The organism is Terribacillus aidingensis (assembly GCF_900215625.1).
Taxonomy (GTDB): Bacteria; Bacillota; Bacilli; order Bacillales; family Amphibacillaceae; genus Terribacillus; species Terribacillus aidingensis.
Map to the genome: position 1 here is coordinate 82,709 of NZ_OBEK01000003.1, position 18,106 is coordinate 100,814.

19 protein-coding genes and 2 pseudogenes are annotated in these 18,106 nt (G+C 40.1%); 8 read left to right on the top strand and 13 right to left on the bottom strand.

From position 1 onward, the window contains the following. Positions 1-22: 22 nt before the first annotated feature. Positions 23-457, bottom strand: coding sequence for a DUF3139 domain-containing protein (locus CRO17_RS10925; RefSeq protein WP_179636987.1), 435 nt, complete (start codon positions 455-457; stop codon positions 23-25). A 170-nt stretch (positions 458-627) separates the two neighbouring features. Between CRO17_RS10925 and CRO17_RS10930 the strand changes: the two genes are divergently transcribed. Then, positions 628-1,068 (top strand): hypothetical protein, encoded by a 441-nt coding sequence (locus CRO17_RS10930; protein WP_097042164.1) that lies wholly within the window; start codon positions 628-630, stop codon positions 1,066-1,068. Here the strand turns inward: CRO17_RS10930 and CRO17_RS10935 are convergent. Continuing rightward, positions 1,023-1,598 (bottom strand): HAD-IA family hydrolase, encoded by a 576-nt coding sequence (locus tag CRO17_RS10935; RefSeq protein WP_097042166.1) that lies wholly within the window; start codon positions 1,596-1,598, stop codon positions 1,023-1,025. The two genes, CRO17_RS10930 and CRO17_RS10935, sit on opposite strands and share 46 nt — an antisense overlap. A 109-nt stretch (positions 1,599-1,707) precedes the next feature. Between CRO17_RS10935 and CRO17_RS10940 the strand changes: the two genes are divergently transcribed. After that, entirely contained in the window at positions 1,708-2,556 is an 849-nt protein-coding gene (locus CRO17_RS10940) for a nucleotidyltransferase (RefSeq protein ID WP_097042168.1), read from the top strand. A gap of 45 nt (positions 2,557-2,601) precedes the next feature. Here the strand turns inward: CRO17_RS10940 and CRO17_RS10945 are convergent, their stop codons facing one another. The 3 genes from CRO17_RS10945 to CRO17_RS10955 all read right to left on the bottom strand — a co-directional run bounded on the left by CRO17_RS10945 (position 2,602) and on the right by CRO17_RS10955 (position 5,290). After that, on the bottom strand, positions 2,602-3,624 hold the full coding sequence (locus CRO17_RS10945; protein ID WP_097042170.1) for an NADH:flavin oxidoreductase/NADH oxidase: 1,023 nt from the start codon (positions 3,622-3,624) through the stop codon (positions 2,602-2,604). Between the two features lie 113 nt (positions 3,625-3,737). Then, the gene (locus CRO17_RS10950; protein WP_097042172.1) at positions 3,738-4,166 is read right to left on the bottom strand and encodes a MarR family winged helix-turn-helix transcriptional regulator; all 429 of its coding nucleotides are present in this window, start codon (positions 4,164-4,166) and stop codon (positions 3,738-3,740) included. A gap of 146 nt (positions 4,167-4,312) precedes the next feature. After that, a complete protein-coding gene (locus CRO17_RS10955) occupies positions 4,313-5,290 on the bottom strand; it encodes an aldo/keto reductase (RefSeq protein ID WP_097042174.1) in 978 nt (325 codons plus the stop codon). 386 nt (positions 5,291-5,676) lie between these two features. On the opposite strand from CRO17_RS10955, the gene CRO17_RS17550 reads away from it, so the two are divergent. The 6 genes from CRO17_RS17550 to CRO17_RS10975 all read left to right on the top strand — a co-directional run bounded on the left by CRO17_RS17550 (position 5,677) and on the right by CRO17_RS10975 (position 10,899). Further along, positions 5,677-5,844: a hypothetical protein gene (locus CRO17_RS17550; protein WP_179636989.1), complete on the top strand. Its 168-nt coding sequence runs from the start codon at positions 5,677-5,679 to the stop codon at positions 5,842-5,844. A gap of 251 nt (positions 5,845-6,095) precedes the next feature. Further along, positions 6,096-6,326 (top strand): DUF7010 family protein, encoded by a 231-nt coding sequence (locus CRO17_RS18045; RefSeq protein WP_425444441.1) that lies wholly within the window; start codon positions 6,096-6,098, stop codon positions 6,324-6,326. A 94-nt stretch (positions 6,327-6,420) separates the two neighbouring features. Beyond that, positions 6,421-6,588: a hypothetical protein gene (locus CRO17_RS18050; RefSeq protein WP_425444442.1), complete on the top strand. Its 168-nt coding sequence runs from the start codon at positions 6,421-6,423 to the stop codon at positions 6,586-6,588. A gap of 697 nt (positions 6,589-7,285) precedes the next feature. Beyond that, positions 7,286-9,124 (top strand): rhamnogalacturonan lyase family protein, encoded by a 1,839-nt coding sequence (locus CRO17_RS10960; RefSeq protein ID WP_218839527.1) that lies wholly within the window; start codon positions 7,286-7,288, stop codon positions 9,122-9,124. Positions 9,125-9,851: 727 nt separating this feature from the next. Then, positions 9,852-10,052: a cold-shock protein gene (locus tag CRO17_RS10970; protein ID WP_077310104.1), complete on the top strand. Its 201-nt coding sequence runs from the start codon at positions 9,852-9,854 to the stop codon at positions 10,050-10,052. Between the two features lie 463 nt (positions 10,053-10,515). Beyond that, complete coding sequence (locus tag CRO17_RS10975; RefSeq protein ID WP_097042177.1) at positions 10,516-10,899, top strand: hypothetical protein; 384 nt, start codon at positions 10,516-10,518, stop codon at positions 10,897-10,899. 381 nt (positions 10,900-11,280) lie between these two features. On the opposite strand, the gene CRO17_RS10980 is transcribed toward CRO17_RS10975, so the two are convergent. From CRO17_RS10980 to CRO17_RS11015, 8 genes and pseudogenes are all read right to left on the bottom strand, one after another. Further along, on the bottom strand, positions 11,281-11,763 hold the full coding sequence (locus tag CRO17_RS10980; RefSeq protein ID WP_097042179.1) for a GNAT family N-acetyltransferase: 483 nt from the start codon (positions 11,761-11,763) through the stop codon (positions 11,281-11,283). Between the two features lie 4 nt (positions 11,764-11,767). Then, positions 11,768-13,036, bottom strand: coding sequence for an NAD(P)-binding domain-containing protein (locus CRO17_RS10985; RefSeq protein WP_097042180.1), 1,269 nt, complete (start codon positions 13,034-13,036; stop codon positions 11,768-11,770). Between the two features lie 18 nt (positions 13,037-13,054). After that, entirely contained in the window at positions 13,055-13,387 is a 333-nt protein-coding gene (locus tag CRO17_RS10990) for an ArsR/SmtB family transcription factor (protein ID WP_097042182.1), read from the bottom strand. Positions 13,388-14,081: 694 nt separating this feature from the next. Further along, positions 14,082-14,324, bottom strand: a complete 243-nt coding sequence (locus CRO17_RS10995) for an NUMOD4 domain-containing protein (RefSeq protein WP_097042185.1) — start codon at positions 14,322-14,324, stop codon at positions 14,082-14,084. 30 nt (positions 14,325-14,354) lie between these two features. Then, positions 14,355-14,624 carry a hypothetical protein gene (locus tag CRO17_RS17555; RefSeq protein ID WP_179636991.1) on the bottom strand — a complete coding sequence of 90 codons (270 nt, stop codon included), beginning with the start codon at positions 14,622-14,624 and terminating at the stop codon, positions 14,355-14,357. Positions 14,625-15,229: 605 nt separating this feature from the next. Next, a pseudogene (locus tag CRO17_RS11005) lies at positions 15,230-15,598 on the bottom strand (phage portal protein); the annotation flags it as partial. A 72-nt stretch (positions 15,599-15,670) separates the two neighbouring features. Beyond that, a pseudogene (locus CRO17_RS11010) lies at positions 15,671-17,302 on the bottom strand (terminase TerL endonuclease subunit). Then, positions 17,299-17,670, bottom strand: a complete 372-nt coding sequence (locus CRO17_RS11015; protein WP_097042189.1) for a hypothetical protein — start codon at positions 17,668-17,670, stop codon at positions 17,299-17,301. Before CRO17_RS11015 ends, CRO17_RS11010 begins: the two are co-directional and overlap by 4 nt. Positions 17,671-18,106: the final 436 nt, after the last annotated feature.

Below are 18,106 nucleotides of genomic sequence, written 5' to 3' on the forward strand. Positions count from 1 at the left end.
ATCTGCAGTATCCTTGCTTTATTTACCTATTAGCCATTGAATCAATGCATGTACTCTCGCTATGCTTCGCTGATGGCTCATCCATTGATATCACAATCTGCAACGCATCATCCGACTCAGCTTCTCCTATTTCTTTCTCACAATATTGCACAACTTCCTTTCCATGACGCTTTACTCCATATGTATAGACGACATTCGGTTCATCTTTAAATCGAACAACAAAGCCATCTGTATAGATATCTTTGTTAATCCGATAGTTTGGCAGAACCCAGTGCGCCTCCAGGTAATCATCGTCTGTATATCCTTGTTCCGCGAGATGAGATGGTACTTGTTTTTCTGTCCAAAAGCGTGTATATGGGTTTCCGTTATTCAATAGATAAAGAAAGGCAAAAGGCGTACTGATCAGCAGTAATAAGATAACTCCTGTTCGAATGACCCGCCATCGATATTTTTTCACAAAGAAAATCTCCTTCCAGAACTATGTTTAACTGATAGGTTTGCTAGTATTGTAAATTCCCGTACTGCAGATGGAAAAATCTGATAAACTCAATTTATCATACTAACTACGTAAACAGTTCAAGTCCATCGATAATTTACAGGATACAATCATAAAAGGGAGGTTAGAAGATGGAAGATTTTCACGTTTTTATTAATCAGTATCTAGCAAAATGGAAAACAGCGGATGTTGAATTTATCGCGGATGTAATTGACGAGGCATTTCAAGGGGTTGAAGTACGAGATGGAATTCTCTCTCATTATGGGAAGGAATTATCGGTGACAGGATGGAAACAAGCCTTTGCTTATTTTGAAGATAAAAAAATGGAATGGGTTCTCACTCCAATATCAATCCTGTCACTCAATGATAGAGAAATAATGGCCATCATCCGAGCAACAATGACTCTTGATGGGAAACTAATTGAAACATCAAATCTGTTCTTCCAAACGTTCACAAATAAAAACGGCATGTGGAAGCTGATCCGTACCTATGAAGCAAACTGGTATTATGAATACATAAATACTGGTCATTGTTTAGTGACTAAGAAATCCAACTTAAAGAAATCAGCATAATTCTCTAACTGATAATCAGCTGCTTTACACTGCCCTTGAAACATACATGTAGAGATACCCAATTCCTTCGCAGGAAGTAAGTCCAGTTCTCTATCGCCAATTGCTAAATCAACACCATGTTTGTTATGTAAGTATTTATACGAAGCCGCATCTGGCTTCCGCGGAAAACCATCATCACCGGCTACCATGTCGACAAAATACTTTTCCCAGCCGTAGTGCTGCAGAATATCCAGAACTTGTGCTCTCTTTTTGTGTGTCATAATCACATTCTTGTCCGCAAATTTCAGTATCTCTTCGACTTGATCGAATGGCTTTAAATCAGCTGGTACTAGTTTTTTTATAATCTCTTTAATTTCAGCTTCTTTGTCACTTGAAACAGCATAATATCGTACTGCGTGTGCGAACGAAACCTTTAAGTTTTGGTAGATCTCCTTTTCTGGGATATGTTCACCCACTACTGTCAAGAAAGCGTGCGTATAAGCTGGATAAGTATCAAATAATGTTCCGTCGAAATCCCATAGGATGTTCAAAGCGTATCCCTGCCTTTTACCTGTATAGTTTTGATAGGACAAGTCTAACATAACTAGAATAGGAAATAGATACATCGTTTTACATTTAGAGAAAATAAGGAGATATACATTGACACAAATTAAAAACATTGGCCGCTTTTGCCCAAATGATGATAGCGGTTATATTATAAACGAAGCAAATCAAACGAAAATTGCATCTGCTTATGACGATTTAATTGAAAAGGTAATACTTACTTATCAAAACCAGCTTGGTTCAAATCTGCACAGTATCTATATACGGGGGTCTATTCCGCGCGGTCTGGGAATCTTAGGAGTTTCTGATTTAGATACAATTTGTATCACAAAGAAGCGAATAGAAGCTACAGATTTAGTCTGGGTTAGCAAAGCAGAAGAAGAATTAAATAACAGCTTCCCATGTGTGAGCGGTATTGAAATGAGTTTTTATCCTATCGAAGATTTTAACGATACGAAGTCTTTTTCCATCATCCCGTTTATGATCAAAACACATAGCGTTTGCGTATTAGGTGAAGATGTCAGCTCGCATTTACCTTCATACAAAGCTGATAAGACGCTGGCTAATCACCACATTGTCCACTTAGAGGACCAAATTGAACAAGCGAAAAAGGACCTTCAAGATAATGAAGAGAAAGAGGATGTTTTAGATTGCTGCAGCTGGATTATGAAGATTATCGTCAGATCTGGCCTTGCTTTCGTACTGGACCATGTAAAACGCTACACGCGAGATTTATACCCTGCATATGAAGCATTTGCTAAACACTATCCGCAGTACAAACTCAATATGAGGCAAGCGCTGGAATATGCGATTAATCCAGTTCCAGATTGGAAGCAATTAATGACTTTTTTAAATGTGATGGAAGAATGGCTGGTTAAAGAAGCTGACAAATGGCTATTGCATTATAACCCGCACAGAATCAGTAACATGAAACTGCATCCCTAAAAAAAGCCCGCCTGTTCCGCAGGCGGGCTTCATAGGCAAATTCACTTAAAATCCAGCTTCATACTGCTTCGGTACAGCTGTCTCTTTTCGCAGCTGTTTTGCCGCTTCTAATGTCCAATATGGATTTCGCAGCATCCCTCTTCCAACTTGGACAAGATCTGCTTCTTCATTTCCAATCACAGCGTTTGCCAATGTTGGGTCATCTAGTCTGCCGACTGCCATTACGGGAACTTGCAGCGCTTCTTTAATTTGACGTGCTAATGGCACTTGGTAAGCTGCATGTGTTCCTGGTCTTCCCCAAGCAGCAATTTGGCCTTCACCGCCAGAAGAAATATCAAATACATCTGCTCCTGCATCTTTGTATGCTTTTGCGAACTCGATACTTTCCTCAATACCATAGCCGCCTTCCACATACTCTTTTGCCGAAATTCGCATAATTAACGGCATATCAGCTGGCATTTCGGCTTTAGCTGCTTCAATAACTTCACGGCCGAATTTCGTTAGATTTTGGCCATATTCATCTTCTCGCTTGTTTGTAAGCGGAGAATGGAACTGATGAATTAAGTAGCCGTGCGCACCATGAATTTCGATTGCATCAAACCCGGCTTGTACGGCACGTCTTACGGCCAAACGGAATTTTTCGACCATTCCTTTCACTTCGTCCGTTGTAAGCGCGCGAGGTGTCTTCGAGTTCTCATCAAACGGGATCGCAGATGGAGCTACAGGCTCTGCTGCATCCTCTGCTTTACGTCCAGCATGTGCGATTTGGATGGCAATTTTTGCGCCATGGCTATGCACTGCGTCTACAATTCTTGTTAGCGCTGGAACTTGCTCATCTGACCATAACCCTAAATCATAATCTGTGATTCGTCCGTCAGGCTCTACATCTGTCATCTCCACAATGATTAACCCAGTTCCGCCAACTGCTCTGCTGACATAATGCTGATAATGCCACTCATTCGCGATACCGTCTTTCTTCTCTACGGAATATTGACACATCGGCGGCATGACAACTCTGTTTTTCAGTTCTAGATTCTTTATTTTGTATGTACTAAATAAATTATCCATGTTAACCACTCCTCCATAAATATACATGCATTACACATGCATATAATTTAGCGTTTCTAAATTGTCCTGTCAATTTAAAAGCTTCCACAAAAAAAGTACCTTTTTAGGTACTTTTAGGTCATTCTTAGGTTCTGCAATAATTGCTGGAAGATACCTTCCGAATCAACTTCTGAAAGATTCGTTTTTAAAACTTCATGAAACGCTTCCAAGCCACGCTGCAGTTTTTGCTCTCCTATTTCTGTGAGCTGCGTATACGTTCCTCTGCGGTCATCTGTACAGTCCTTCTTTTGCAAAGCACCACAGTCGCTTGCTTCCATATTACCAACCAGCCTGGAAAGCGCACTTTGACTCAGGCCAATCAATTCCTGCAGCTGCTGTAAACGGAGCTTTTTTTCAGGAGCTTCGGAAAGATAGTATAAAACATAAAACTCTTTGATTGATAAGCTGTACTCTTTTTGAAGAACTGTTTCCAGTTCCTTTTTTATTTTTATTTGTAAGTTGTCCAGTGCCAACCACTCATCCATGAACGCCTGGTTTGTCATAAGAAATTCCACCTATTCTTATCTCAAATACTATACGTCTAACTATACTGGAATTGAGAAGGCAGCTCAAATTTAATTTTCAAGCACAAAGAAAAGGAGGGATAATAACCCCTCCTTCAAATTTTTCTCTAATGAATCTTTTCTGCTTACCAAGCATACGCTTGCGGAGCGGGACCGCCGGGACCTGGGAATATCTCATCCAAGCGTTTTAAAGCAGCTTGATCTAAATTCGTTTCAATCGCCGCAAAAGCGCTCTCGAGCTGTTCAACCGTACGCGGTCCGATAATCGGCGCTGTTACGGCGGGATTAGCAAGCTGCCAAGCCAACGAAACAGTATCTTGAGATTTTCCTAATTCATCACACAAACTTTTGAACTGTTCCAATTGAGTTCGCTGCGTGTTTATCTTTTCAGCAATGTCCCCGCTGCGGCTTCCAGGCAATTTCTTGAGCGCATTTCGGCCGAGCAGCCCTCCATCAAGCGGACTCCATGTGATAATACCGATACCGAGTTGTTTTGCTGCGGGAAGCACTTCTAATTCAGCATACCGACAGTTCAAATTATACTTATGCTGTTCCGATACAAGGCCAAGAAAATGGCGGTGTTTAGCAGCGCCCTGTGCCACAGCAAGCTGCCAGGCCGCAAAATTACTGGAACCGACATATCCGATTTTGCCTTGGCTGATACCTAATTCAAAGGCTCCCCATAACTCTTCCCAAGTTACGGCAGGATCAATGTGGTGCATTTGATACAACTCAACATGATCCGTTTGCAAGCGTTCAAGCGATCCTTCAAGATGCCGCCGTATTTTAAATGCTGACAATCCCGCTTTATCATTCGGACCATCCATTGCATCCTGCATGGACCCGTAAACCTTTGTACCGAGCACTACCTTTTCTCTTCTGCCTCCGCCTTGCTTAAACCATTTACCGATAATAGTTTCCGTCAGACCAGCATTTTCACCGCCGTAAACATTAGCCGTATCAAAAAAATTAATGCCAGCATCAAGTGCTGTATCCATAATACGAAATGCTTCCTTTTCGTCCGTAGCAGTACCAAAATTCATTGTGCCTAAACAAAGCCTGCTCACTCTTAATCCTGATTTACCCAGGTATTGATAGTCCATGTTTGAATCTCCAATCTATCTGTTATTTACGAAAACTAGTAATCTCACTTTTCATTACCTGTCATAACAACTACTTGGGCTTCCCTTCTTTAAACCAATCCTGCTTAGGCAAAGAACTGAAAAAAGCAGCTATTGCCCAAAGTCCTCAAAAAGCATTTCTACACTGGCACGCTGAATCCCTGTTTTAGCGAAAGTTTATCTGTTATCAACGTCTTTTCTCCTGACTAGAAGGATCAGGACAGTTCGTGTATCGTCTTAGAAAAATAAAAAGCTGACAATCAACTAGAAAATTCGCATTTATATTAAAATCAGACGAGAACAACACATGATGTACACAAGAGGTTCTTATAATAAGTACAAACGAAAATGTAAGAGGAGATATAAACATGTTATTGTTCTTATTCGGCTTTTTTATTGTAGCCATTATCACAGTCTTAACGCCCAAACACCTTTTTCATTATCACGAAGAAATCTCTGCGGCAGCAACACAACAAGCAAAAACTGAAGCGGCTAATTACTTAAATGCAAACCGCGACAACCATGTTAATCACTAAAATAATCACGTCAACGGAGCGCTTGTTATCTGGACAGCGAATAGCTATAAAGTTTTCTTATACTAGTTCACTTAAAGATAAGTGGGCTATTTTTTGAAGCATTGTGGAAAAATTATGATTAAATGGTTAGGAATAATTTTTATCTATAACTTACATAGTGAGTGGTTAAATAAAAGCGGAGAATAGCTTGGAGATTACTAAAATTAGAAAATGAATTAACAGTCACAAGTAAAAACGCAATCTGATTTTTAATGTCAGCTTATCATCTGGTCAATCATCACAATACTGTTTACTCTGTCTTAAGAATCGAACCAGAAAAACATCTTTATGTTATTTGCAACAGGTTGTTTCCTTTATCCGTTGGTATTTCTACTTTATTAAAAGCTGATTGGAAATCCAAAGATAATCCATTGGGTGATCTAGGTTTATATTTAAATCTTGCTCAGCTGATCTATTTTCCTATTCCTTCTTGGGAATTATAGAAAGCCCGAGTAATGCCATTATGTTATTTACAATCATAACAGGAGCTCACTTTTTCCTTACGGATGGTTTTATAATGCTAAACCATATTATGTAATGGCACCAATAATCTCGGTAATAATTATTTTTAGGAATATTCTTAGATGGAAAAAATCTATGGTTAGAGCCACTTGCAATGGTTGTTCTTTTAGTATTTTTAATTTATTGGTTCACTTAGATTATAAGAAAAAATCTGTAACGTATATGAAAGAGACTGGAGCATAACTGTTTTGCTATATAAACTCCAAACAATACTGCGAATAACAGCAGTATTGTTTGGAGTTTTTTCTTCGATAAGAACTAGCGTGCAGCGCGCCGCTTCAGAAATACACGCCGCTGAATTGCGCTATGAGAAACCCTCACTAGCGCAGCTGCCTACGAAAGCACCACAGAAAAAGCGATTCACTCCTCCTACGGCACGAGCCAAAACGCAGCAGGTTTAATCACCTGCGAGCAGACCAACACCGCGGAAAACGTGCATTTTGCTTAAGCAACTATCTGAGGACTGCTTTAAAAAATGTTCGATTTATTGAAAGTTCGCTCTTAGAATGAATTAACCTTGTTTGTCTCAGGCTCTGTTGTTGTCTTATTTATACTGCTACGGTATATATTTCATTGTTACTTAATCACCATTTTAAGACATATCTCCATTCTTGGTGTATTGCGCTACAGTGCCGAACCCGTTACCATTATTGATTTGCGCTTTTTCATTTACTAAATTTGTTGAGGTTAACTTTTCTGAACGATAATACGACTAAAAACAACATTAACAATGAATAATCAGCTTTATAGACCTATGTAACGATGGCGAATTATGTCGAAATAAATAGAGACGAAGACAATCGGACAGAATCACACGCAAAACAAACTCCGGCATCCGTATCCATTTGATTTCGTTATACGATCACTAGGAGGAGATTTTTTGTCTTACTTTAACAAAAGAATCTGTAAGGCTATCAGTATGCTGATAGCAATCGTACTCGTTGCATCATCCTTCTTACCACTTGTTTCCGCCCAAGCGGAAACTGCTCCAAGACAAATGGAAAAGCTTGGACGCGGTGCAGTTGCTGTTCGCGATGGGTCCAATGTGTTTATCAGCTGGCGCTTGCTCGCATTGGATGAACCAGGAATAGGATTTAATATTTATCGTTCCTCTCCGGGTGAGAAAGAAATTAAACTTAACGATTCTGTTCTAACTAACAGCACAAACTATCAAGACAAGACTGCTAATACATCAGAAGACAACACGTATCGCATCGTTCCTGTTATTGGCGGAAAGGAAACAAATGAACAAAAAGCCGGCTCCACGTTTACATTAAAAGCTGGTAAGGCAGACGGTCCTTATGTATCAATCCCCATAAAAAAAGGTGGGCCAATCCGCAACGTATGGATAGGCGATTTTGATGGGAACGGAGAATATGACTACTTGGTTGTACGCAATAAAGAAAAACACCAAGTAGTCGAAGCTTACAAACAAGACGGTACTTTTTTGTGGTCAGCAAACATGGGACCAAACAGTAAAAACAAAAACAGAATATCCCCTGGTTCCGCAACACTGGATACCGGTATGTGGGATGGCGCAACAGTTTATGACTTAGATGGTGATGGAAAAGCAGAGGTCATTCTCAAGATTGCTGACGGCGTAACTTTTGGTGATGGGGAGCGCTGGACAGATAGCAGCGACTCTAAACAATGGATAGCTATCCTCGATGGATTGACTGGGGAACTGAAAAGCACGAGCTCTTTACCAAATGATTATATCTCCATGGGCCCGCTTGCTACTCAACTAGGAATTGGTTATCTAAACGGAAAAACACCCAGCGTTGTCGTTTATGCGAAAAATCGCAATAAAGACAGAACATTTAATTTAGTCATGTCTGCTTATAGTTATAATGGATCAGATCTAGAGATGGATTGGAAATGGCTGCGCGGATCTCAGGACGCTGGCGATAGCCATCAAATACGAATTGGTGATTACAATAGCGACGGAAAAGATGAAATAAGCCAAATTGGTTTTATGTTAAATGGCGATGGTACTTTACGTTATTCTCTAGCTGATGACAATGTCGGACACGGCGATCGTTTTTATATAGGAAAGTTCGATCCCAACAGTGACGGTTTCCAAGGATTTGGTGTACAACAAGATAACCGAAGTGGTTTGATGGAGCATTACTATGATGCATCAAACGGCTCCATGCTTTGGCAGCATGTAGATAAAGCAACTGCTGGAACTCAGGACGTAGGGCGAGCCGACGTTGGAGATATAGATCCAAGATACCCTGGATATGAGGTCTGGTCATTTTCAGGCATTTACAATGGTCCCACAAATACGCAAATCACAACGAGAGAAAATCAACCCTACCCTTCCTTCCGCTTATGGTGGGATGGAGACCTGCTAAGTGAAAGCTGGAATGACGGGAAAATTGAAAAGTGGAATTACGACACCAATAAAGTTTCCCGCCTCGTAACAAATTGGAAATTTGAATTCGCCAAAGTAAACGACCGAAGAGCTCCGGCGTTTTATGGTGATATATTCGGTGACTGGCGCGAAGAAGTAGTTATGACGAATCGAGATTATGATAAATTAATCATATTTACAACTTCTACTCCAACCGACAAACGCTTGTATACACTAGCTCAAAACCCAATGTATCGGAATAGCATGACACTCAAAGGGTATTATCAGTCTCATTTAACTGATTATTACCTTGGAAGTGAGATGGCGGCACCTCCGAAACCGAATATTTACCTGGCACAATGATTGATTAATAGATTGGGAAGGCCCCCGGAGTTTGCTTCAGGGGCTTTCTTTTACTTTCCCAACACCTTACCCTCTCTTCTTAAAAATAACTGAATTAGCAACACTCTATCTGTCCTTCTTAGCTTGCATGATTATGTTCGCTGATAACAGCTGCACTTAACTCGTATATTCTCTTCATTGATTATCTCTGCAGCGCACCACATTATTCTAAACTCGTGTAACATTATCACCAGTAAATCCAGCAAAAATACGTTCCTATATTCCATGCAATCGCCGAACATTTTTTTAGTTAACACTAAATGTTATTCAGTTTCACTTTAAACATCAGACTTCTCGCAATTTTCTTTACTATAAATGTGTTGATTATCTCCTTTTTCATGCAGACCACTTTTGCAACTCTATTGTGTATGGCCATAATGCCAACTCTGTTTAGCAGGTTGCATATCTCTTTTATCGGAATGTTAATTGTATTTGCAGCCCTGTAAATGGGAGTATATTCTTTCGTGACGATCATAAAAAATTAGTAAAAACCTAGACCAGATGCTCACCAATTAAATTAAATACTATTAGGCATTTGCCAAAATTACTTCTAGGTGATATACTAAGGTTAATTATTTTTGTTCGGTGTAAAATTTGCGAGAAGAGAGATCTCTTCCTTATAATTTTTTATCTTAAAAACAAGGGTAGTAATACAAGCGTGGGATATCCCACCACAGGAGGCAATACTATGGAACAAGGTACAGTAAAATGGTTTAACGCAGACAAAGGTTTCGGTTTCATCGAAGTTGAAGGCGGAGACGATGTATTCGTACATTTCAGCGCTATCCAAGGCGAAGGCTTCAAATCTTTAGACGAAGGTCAAAAAGTATCTTTCGAAATCGAACAAGGTCAACGCGGACCTCAAGCTGTTAACGTAAACAAAGGTTAATTTCTTTAAAAAAGACTCCATTCGGAGTCTTTTTTATTTGTATTCTATTCGTATAAGAATGTCCTTATAAGATAACCTCCGAGCAATTCATGAAAACGCGTTAGCACGACTCCAGTATTCCCCTTCTTAATACCATATACCATGTTACCGTGTGCACCATCAACAAGAGTATTTAGCTTTTAAGTTATTCTTCATTCTCTTCCCTAGAAAAATCATCCTTTCTTTGACTTCTAGCAGTTCTTCTTCTTTTCACTCATTACCATTAACTTCATTTGTTTACTGTAGAAATCGTCTCCATCAGAGAAGTACTTCCAAAGAAACTTGTACATTCCTCATGTTCCAGGGTCGTAAAATCTACTACTTTCTCCTCTCCTTAGCTATCTTAAGAAGTAATCAACTCGCATAGTAATTATTGGTAAATTATGATATATTTTTAAGGTATTTTATAAAGGTGGTTTTCTACATGACTATTAAAGTTACTCGACAAAAGAATTATTATGGTGGTTTAGCACGCATTAAATTGTATGCGGTTGATCGAATGCTAACTAAACTTAAAAATGGCGAAACCTATGAGTTTAAACCGGACAGCAAACTCGTCAATATTAGAACTACTGTCCAGGGTGGCGGATACAGTAATAAGGTTGAAGTTAATGATGATTCTTCTGTCACAATAAAAGTAAATCCTTTTTCAAAAACTTTATATTTTATCGGTGTTATAGGTATCATTTTAGCCTGGCTTTTCAAATTTGATCTTTACATAGTTTCCTCCATTGCATTCTTTATTATCGCTTTCATAGCTCTTAATAAAAGTCACATTTTAAGTGTAGATAAGAAACCCGAGAACTAAGTTACTTGTTCATGTAATAGCTAAGCTACATAAAACCGCAGCCGATTAAGATATGGGAGACATGCAACATGCTGGATGTGTTAAAGCAAATACATCACATTCTTCACCTTAAATCTTTATGGCTGTCTTGAAAAAGCGTCAACAATTAATCAGCTATAAAAAGTTAGACTCCACTTAAATACCGAGTAATGATGTGCGAGAAACGTGCACAAAAAATCCCAAGAACCGTTGCGGCTTTTGGGATTTTCTTTGTGCTTTCGATTGGAATTGAACCAACGACCCCTGTCAATTTTGTTGCCGGCCTCATCTTTTCTGCAATTTAATAAGTTTTCATAAGCTTAAAATAGTATTTTTTGCTTAAAACTCCACCTTTATTTGTAATCATAATCGCTTCTCCATCAGCAAAACATCTCTCCATTTTCCATTTAACTGAGCAATTCTCTCTCTTCTACCAACCACACGAAAACCGTACTTTTGATGCAGCGCCAAGCTTGCAGCGTTCTCGGGGAAGATACTTGCCTGCACTGTCCACACGGCTTCTTTTTCACAAACACTAAGCTCATTTTCTAACAACGCAGAACCTATACCCTTACCTTGAAAGTCAGGGTCTACGTAGATACCCACTTCAACAACACCTTTATATACTTGGCGAGAGGAATAAGGGGATAACGCTACCCAACCTGCTATCTTTTCCTCAATCTCTGCGACCAACCTGCCATATGTCAATTTGCTCTTGCTCCAATGTTCCCAATCGGGAGCATCGGTTTCAAAAGTAGCGTTCTCACCATCTATACCCATCTTGTAAATGTCTCTTACGCGCTCCCAATCGCTTTTTACGAATTCACGCACCTGAACTGATTTCATTGCCTTAACAACCACAGCAGCTTCGTTGTTTTGCAGTAACTATATCAGTTTTACATACACCCGTTTCTGGAAGTTTTAATTTTACTTGCTTAGCCGATTCAGCGTCACCTGCAATAGAAGCGACAATGGATCTTACCTGCTCGTATCCCGTAGACAGTAAGAACGTAGGAGCTCTGCCGTAACTCTTAACTCCAGCAACGTAGAAGTTCTTTTCCGGATGTCTTAATTCTCCCTCGCCGTGCGGACGAACTGTTCCGCAACTGTGCAAGTTTGGATCGATAAGCGGTGCTAATGCTGGTGTACTCTCTACGATTGGATCGATTACGTACCGGACTTCTCGAAGAAAACTAAAATCTGGCCGCGCTCCTGTGTTAACTACGATTTCGTCAACGGAAGAGATAATTCTCCCTGCCTTACTGCTTAATGTATAGTTTGATCCATCATAATCAATCGCTTCAACATTAAACAGCGCGAATACATCTACAACACCTTGATCTACAAGCTTATGTACGCTTGATCCTAATGCACCTCGAGCTGCAAGCTGGTCTTGTTCCTCTCCTCCAAATGCAGATACCGGTGACTCTCTTCTAAGAACCCAAGATATCTTTGTTAATGGATAATCTTTCTTAAGCTCCGCTAGGTTCAGCAACGTATTCATTGCAGAGTGGCCAGATCCAATCACAACAGTATGCTTATCTTTAAATACTTCTTGTTGCTGCTGAACCGCCGGGATATTCGTATGTACTGAATCGCTGATAGAAGCATCAAGCCACACACCATCAGCATAAGGCGGATTCGGATTTTGCCAAGTTCCGCTTGCATCTATGATTGCTGAAGCACTAACCTTCTCTAATTTAGATTTAATTTTATAATGGACTACAAATGCCCGTTCACCTCTGTTGTCAGATTTTAATTTATCCGCACCATCTTTAGTTACAGCAACAACTTGGGAATTATAGCGTGTATTTTCTTGTACTACTTGTAACTGTGAAAGTGGTTTTAGATATTCATTTACTAACTCTTGACCAGTTGGCAACTTATTTTTATCTGGATGTTGCCATTCAGTTTCAGCTAATAACTTCGTTGCTGCTTGATTCGTGTTGTACTCCCAAGGAGAAAATAGTTGAACATGACCCCATTCTAGGATATTGCTTCCTACGCTTTCTCCTTTTTCCAAAATCACAAAAGGTAAATCATATTCCACTAAATGCGCCGCAGCCGCTAAGCCTACAGGACCGGCACCAATAATAACTACAGGTAATTGATTGCTCATACAACTCCACCCTTTAATTTAGTTAGTACAGCATTTCTCAGCTTTTACCGCCGGACCTCTGAATAAGCAGCAAAGTTCTTCCGAAAGTATGTGGTTTAACATAGATGGATTTAAGCAGTAGTAATTCCATGTACCACGCTTCTCCTTAGTTATTAGGTTAGCGTCGAGAAGGATTTTAAGATGATAAGAAAGCTTGGACTGTGCCATTTCCATTGTTTCTGTTAAGTCACAAACACATATGGCTTCACCCGGGGCTTGCGATAATAATTGAAGTAACTCTAACCGCTTCGTATCAGCTAACGCTTTAAAAATTCCTTGGTAATCATTTATCGAAAGTTCTTTAGTTTCCATACACCAATCCCCCTAAATCAATTTTTTTGATGTTTATAATCACATAATACATCAATTTTTTTTGATGTAAAGGAGGTATAAATATCTTTTATACCGCACCGTTAAAGCCCAACCCGTTTTAGTCTTACCCTTTAAAAGGGCGGGCTTACTTCCACCAATTCTTAGTGCTCCTCCATTGCAAATCTAATAACTTGATTTCCTACACGCTGGTTTTTATTACATCGTACATAATTGATATGTTTATATTAGCGAAATGTTAGCATTTCCCCTCATCTCCGCACTTTTCAACGTGCGTGGGTTCGGGCTTCCAATCAGCGTCACCTGACCTTCAACCTGAAAATGGGTAGATCACACGGTTTCGGATTCACGAAAGCATTTGCTTACTTATCGCCCTTAAACACTCTCAACAAGATAAACAAAAAAAGCCTGGCCCCCTTATATACCAAGGGTTCCAAGCTTTTTCAATGTAGTAATTCCGATTGGACTCGAACCAACGACCCCTACCCTGTCAAGGTCATTTGGTACGTATGTTCGCATATGGTAAGAGTAGAATAAAGCCTTGTACATTGGGATTCACTTCTGAATTGGTTGGAATAATACTGACTGTTCTTTATTAATGTCAATCGAGTTGGACGCCAAATGGACGTCAACTGGCGCCCACTTTTTCTACATCCTTACTGCTTCCGCCAAAGTATTATTTAATTAACTTTAATCCTTTATATTCTGTAGTATCTAATTCCGGAAAATTCTCTTTCCAAACATCGAAGGTCCTATATAGTTTTCGTATACCATTTTTAGATAAATGAACATGTGTATAACCATGCTCGTCACCTTTCTTATGCCTAGCTTTGTTAGTGTGTTTAGAAATAATTCTTCCGCTGCTTGTTATCTCATACTGCTCTTCATAGTTTTTGATGCTTCTCTTTATCTCTTCCATAATAAGCTCCTTATAAGACTTGCTTATATTTTATCTTCTGAACATGCCCATCCATTGTAATCGGTTATTTTCGTTCGTGACTCTTATCATTTCCTCTTGCATGATTTTCACATCAGATAATGCTTGTAGGTGAGCATGGTGTTGCTTCTCTGCTTCATATAAGTTTAGCGCTTCCTTTAAAGAATCTGCTCTACCATTTGCAAAGTACTCATGAAGTTTCGTAAGAGCATTTAAAGTTAAATAGGCTGGTGGAATATTAGTAACAGTACTATCTAGCTGATTTCTCGATTGATTAAACATTTCCTCGTGTTTACTTAATTGTGTTCTATTTCTTTGTAGTTTTCTCTTATGTAATTTATTCTGACCTATCTTAAACGAAACGTAATAAAGGATCCATATAAGAAACAGATACCCTATCATTAATAGATTTGAGCTTTCTGAACCATCTGATCCCTCTGGTAATAACATGATTAAGAGATACAATACACCAGTAATTGCATAAAGGAATACGATGTAAGCTACTATATGTAACCATGCAGGTAAGACAAGAGGTTTCTTACTTAACCTCAAGTAATTATTACGGGCATTCACCATTTGCTGATACCGGTAACCGTTGCGTCTCGAAGTTTCGTTGCCGCCACTAGGCCAGCATAGAAATCCAGCGGCAGCCGCTTATTGTCCTTCACAAATGATGTGAGACCATGCCTCTCGAATGCCTTCGCTACTCGTTGCTTTGCAACTCTCCGGTTATCTCCGACTTAAAGACCGCGTGTACTCTCGCCTTGCACATCGCTGAGCGCATCTTCGATGGTTCCTGGAGCATTTACCTTCGCAGTGCGAATAGCTGCTGTGAGGTCGCTCAGCGTATCAGCGAACTCCACTATCCAAAACTCTGCCAGCATCAGGAAGCTACGCTTAAATTCGTAATCTTTCACAATGACATTTTTAAACACATCTTCCATCACCGCATATTCGTTTTTAACGAAAGAGTCAGCAATTAGTAAGTCGCCAGAATCGCTTTGGACTATCAAACAATCATTGTCGTATATCAGCTTTCGAACAACCTTTTGCCAAAAGTATGAAGCTGTCATGTTCTTATTGGGCCGTAGATTCAGCTTGTAATACATTTCATCTTTGATTGTTTTTTTATCTTTCCTAACTCGGAACTCTGACTGGCTTATTGTTCTGCTAATCAACCCTATGCATGTTTCAATAGCCACACGCTTCAAATGAGTTTTATTAGAACTGTCTTCAAAGAGATCCAAATCAATCATCTGATCTATTTCGCGATTCCTTTTAAGCAGTCCAAATAAATCTAACACTCCCAATCTATCACCCCCTTCTGTTTAGAAATTTAGTGCATCCAGGAAGAATTCTCCGACATCCTGCACTATTTCATCGGCCTGCCACAAAGCATGAATGAACGCCTGGAAGCCGTCTGTCTTCCGGCGATACTCGTCTTTCTTCAGATACTCTTTATTACCGTCAGGTCTGGTCTTGACATAAATATTGTTTGTGTACCAGCGCATAAGTGGGTTATCTCCAAAGATTAGATTGCGATTAGCGAACATCGTTTCCACTCTCGGAGCCAGCTTGCTAGGGATACTTCGCGGGTTCCGTATAAACAGGACTTCAAAGTTGGCATCTTCCAATGCTGTCTTGACCAAATCCAATCTGTAGAGATCGACTACAATTTTCGTTATCCCGTAGGTCTCTCGCATTTCTACAAACCAATTCACAATATGCTTGATGTCTATTACTGGACCATCAACAACAGTCAGCAGTCCCTCATCTTCCCAATCCCGAATCGGTGCCTGCAGCTCCACAGAGTCGAGGAATCCTTTTCGAGCAAATGAATGGGTTTTCCAGACGTAGTTGCCATCGACGTAGAACAGCAAACCAACGGCTGCAAAGTCTTTAATCCTCCCATAATCCAGACCGCCGATACAAGTCCTTTCCTGCAAGTCAGGCATCGGTCTGTTAGTGGCTTCGATTTCTTCCCAAGTAGCAACTGATTTTCAAGATCTACTTCCGGAAAGTTCATTCGCTTCGTTATAAATTCCATACGCTAGAAGGGTTTGTTTTCAACTGACGATACTGGGTCTTGACTTTTCTTAGCAATCCTTTCGCATATGTCGACATTTCATATTCGAACATAGGATTTGCCTTGCCCCATTTGTCCGGGTCATGCATTTCATCAACGTTATCGATTCTGCAAATGAATGGGAACAGCGGATCGTCCAACTCTTTACCCTCAAGGATGTCCATGGCTCTTTGAATTGTTTTGTCCAGAAAACCATCGCGGACATACCCATCTGAGCCGATAAAGAACTCTCGTGAATTACGTACCTTACCAAGTCCAGAAGAGAAGACGTTTACGGTATCGAATGTGGCGTAGGAATGAATCTCATCATAGATAACGCAGCCATCGCGCAGACCATCTTTTGTTCCAGCGTTTGATGTATGGAATTGCAATTCGCTTTTAGTGTCGTATCCCATTATCAAAACTTTGGTGCGATAGAACATATCCTCCAGAACTTCTCTGGATCCTATAGTGTCATAGATTTCCTTAAAAGATGTCTTGGCCTGTTTCTCGTTGTTGGCCACAATCGACACGTTATATTTCGGGATGCCATGCAGCGGAATGATAAAGAAGTGCGCCAAGGCGGAGATGAGACCATCTTACCGGCGCCCCTGCCCATGAGTAATAAAAATTGCTCATAAAAATTGGCGTCGTCTTCCTTATACAAAAGAAAGACAAACGCCGAAAAGAATTTCTGGAATGGCTCTAATGGGAAGTACCATCGCTCAGCAAATTTTATGAAGTTTTCAAGCATGGTTTCGTCAAAGTACAAGTCATCCCGGGTGAGGATGTGTTTCTCCAGATAGGCAATGAGCATTATGCGCTCTTTATTCAGCTCAATTTTGCCCGTCTTCCAGAGTTTGATGTACTCAGTGACATATTGATTCTGTATCATACCAAGTCTTCCGCAGAGCGCTGTTTCTTGGCTTGTACTTTATCGATATCTACCGGAGCGTTCGGCACCATAGCAAGCAGCTTATCGCATGCTGCAGTGTATCGATTGATCATGGTGTTATAAGATTTCTGGGAGGGGTTCTCCACATGCATCTTTTGTGAACCATTCACGAATCTATAAGTCGGCCCTTTAGCTTTTATGTCTTCTTCCAATATGCGAAGAGTGACAGTCATAAAAGCAACCCGCTCGACAAGAACCTGTGCAGCTTCCCGCTTGTTCGATGGCATCTTGCTAAGCGTCGCATTCCACTTTTCTATCTCAGCTGCAATCTGTTCATTCTGTTTTTCCTTAGAATATTTCCTCGACATTCATGGGTACCCCCCCTCCCCTCACTCACTCGCGCGCGATAAATCTGGAAAATCGACCCCCTGCCCCGGTTCCCCAAGCATAAAAAAACGCCCAAAACTTTAGGCGGGGGGTCTAATGTTATTCACTATTAAATCCTAGAATCGCAACTATTCTAGTCACAAGTATAGAAAAAGACGCCTCCCTTTTGAAAGGTCGCCTTATATCAACTGATATTTAATTACAACTTCACATTGTTCTTCGCACTTGAGGTATTATTATTTAGAATAATCTCCGCTATTGCCCAGCCAATTAATATAGCTCCAATTATTGAAGAAATGAAAACCATCAAATGGTTAGGATTAGAAACTAACATTTCATAAGCAACTCCGACGAGACCAAGTATAGTACCTATCAATATTTTTAGTAAAAGCAATATGGTCACCTCCTTTAATACCA

Excerpts from the sequence above, each read along its gene's own strand:
- CRO17_RS10930 (WP_097042164.1), top strand. The coding sequence starts at position 628 with ATGGAAGATTTTCACGTTTTTATTAATCAGTATCTAGCAAAATGGAAA.
- CRO17_RS10945 (WP_097042170.1), bottom strand. The coding sequence starts at position 3,624 with ATGGATAATTTATTTAGTACATACAAAATAAAGAATCTAGAACTGAAA.
- CRO17_RS10950 (WP_097042172.1), bottom strand. The coding sequence starts at position 4,166 with ATGACAAACCAGGCGTTCATGGATGAGTGGTTGGCACTGGACAACTTA.
- CRO17_RS10955 (WP_097042174.1), bottom strand. The coding sequence starts at position 5,290 with ATGGACTATCAATACCTGGGTAAATCAGGATTAAGAGTGAGCAGGCTT.
- CRO17_RS17550 (WP_179636989.1), top strand. The coding sequence starts at position 5,677 with ATGTTATTGTTCTTATTCGGCTTTTTTATTGTAGCCATTATCACAGTC.
- CRO17_RS18045 (WP_425444441.1), top strand. The coding sequence starts at position 6,096 with ATGTCAGCTTATCATCTGGTCAATCATCACAATACTGTTTACTCTGTC.
- CRO17_RS18050 (WP_425444442.1), top strand. The coding sequence starts at position 6,421 with ATGGCACCAATAATCTCGGTAATAATTATTTTTAGGAATATTCTTAGA.
- CRO17_RS10970 (WP_077310104.1), top strand. The coding sequence starts at position 9,852 with ATGGAACAAGGTACAGTAAAATGGTTTAACGCAGACAAAGGTTTCGGT.
- CRO17_RS10975 (WP_097042177.1), top strand. The coding sequence starts at position 10,516 with ATGACTATTAAAGTTACTCGACAAAAGAATTATTATGGTGGTTTAGCA.
- CRO17_RS10980 (WP_097042179.1), bottom strand. The coding sequence starts at position 11,763 with ATGAAATCAGTTCAGGTGCGTGAATTCGTAAAAAGCGATTGGGAGCGC.
- CRO17_RS10985 (WP_097042180.1), bottom strand. The coding sequence starts at position 13,036 with ATGAGCAATCAATTACCTGTAGTTATTATTGGTGCCGGTCCTGTAGGC.
- CRO17_RS10990 (WP_097042182.1), bottom strand. The coding sequence starts at position 13,387 with ATGGAAACTAAAGAACTTTCGATAAATGATTACCAAGGAATTTTTAAA.
- CRO17_RS10995 (WP_097042185.1), bottom strand. The coding sequence starts at position 14,324 with ATGGAAGAGATAAAGAGAAGCATCAAAAACTATGAAGAGCAGTATGAG.
- CRO17_RS17555 (WP_179636991.1), bottom strand. The coding sequence starts at position 14,624 with ATGTTTAATCAATCGAGAAATCAGCTAGATAGTACTGTTACTAATATT.
- CRO17_RS11015 (WP_097042189.1), bottom strand. The coding sequence starts at position 17,670 with ATGTCGAGGAAATATTCTAAGGAAAAACAGAATGAACAGATTGCAGCT.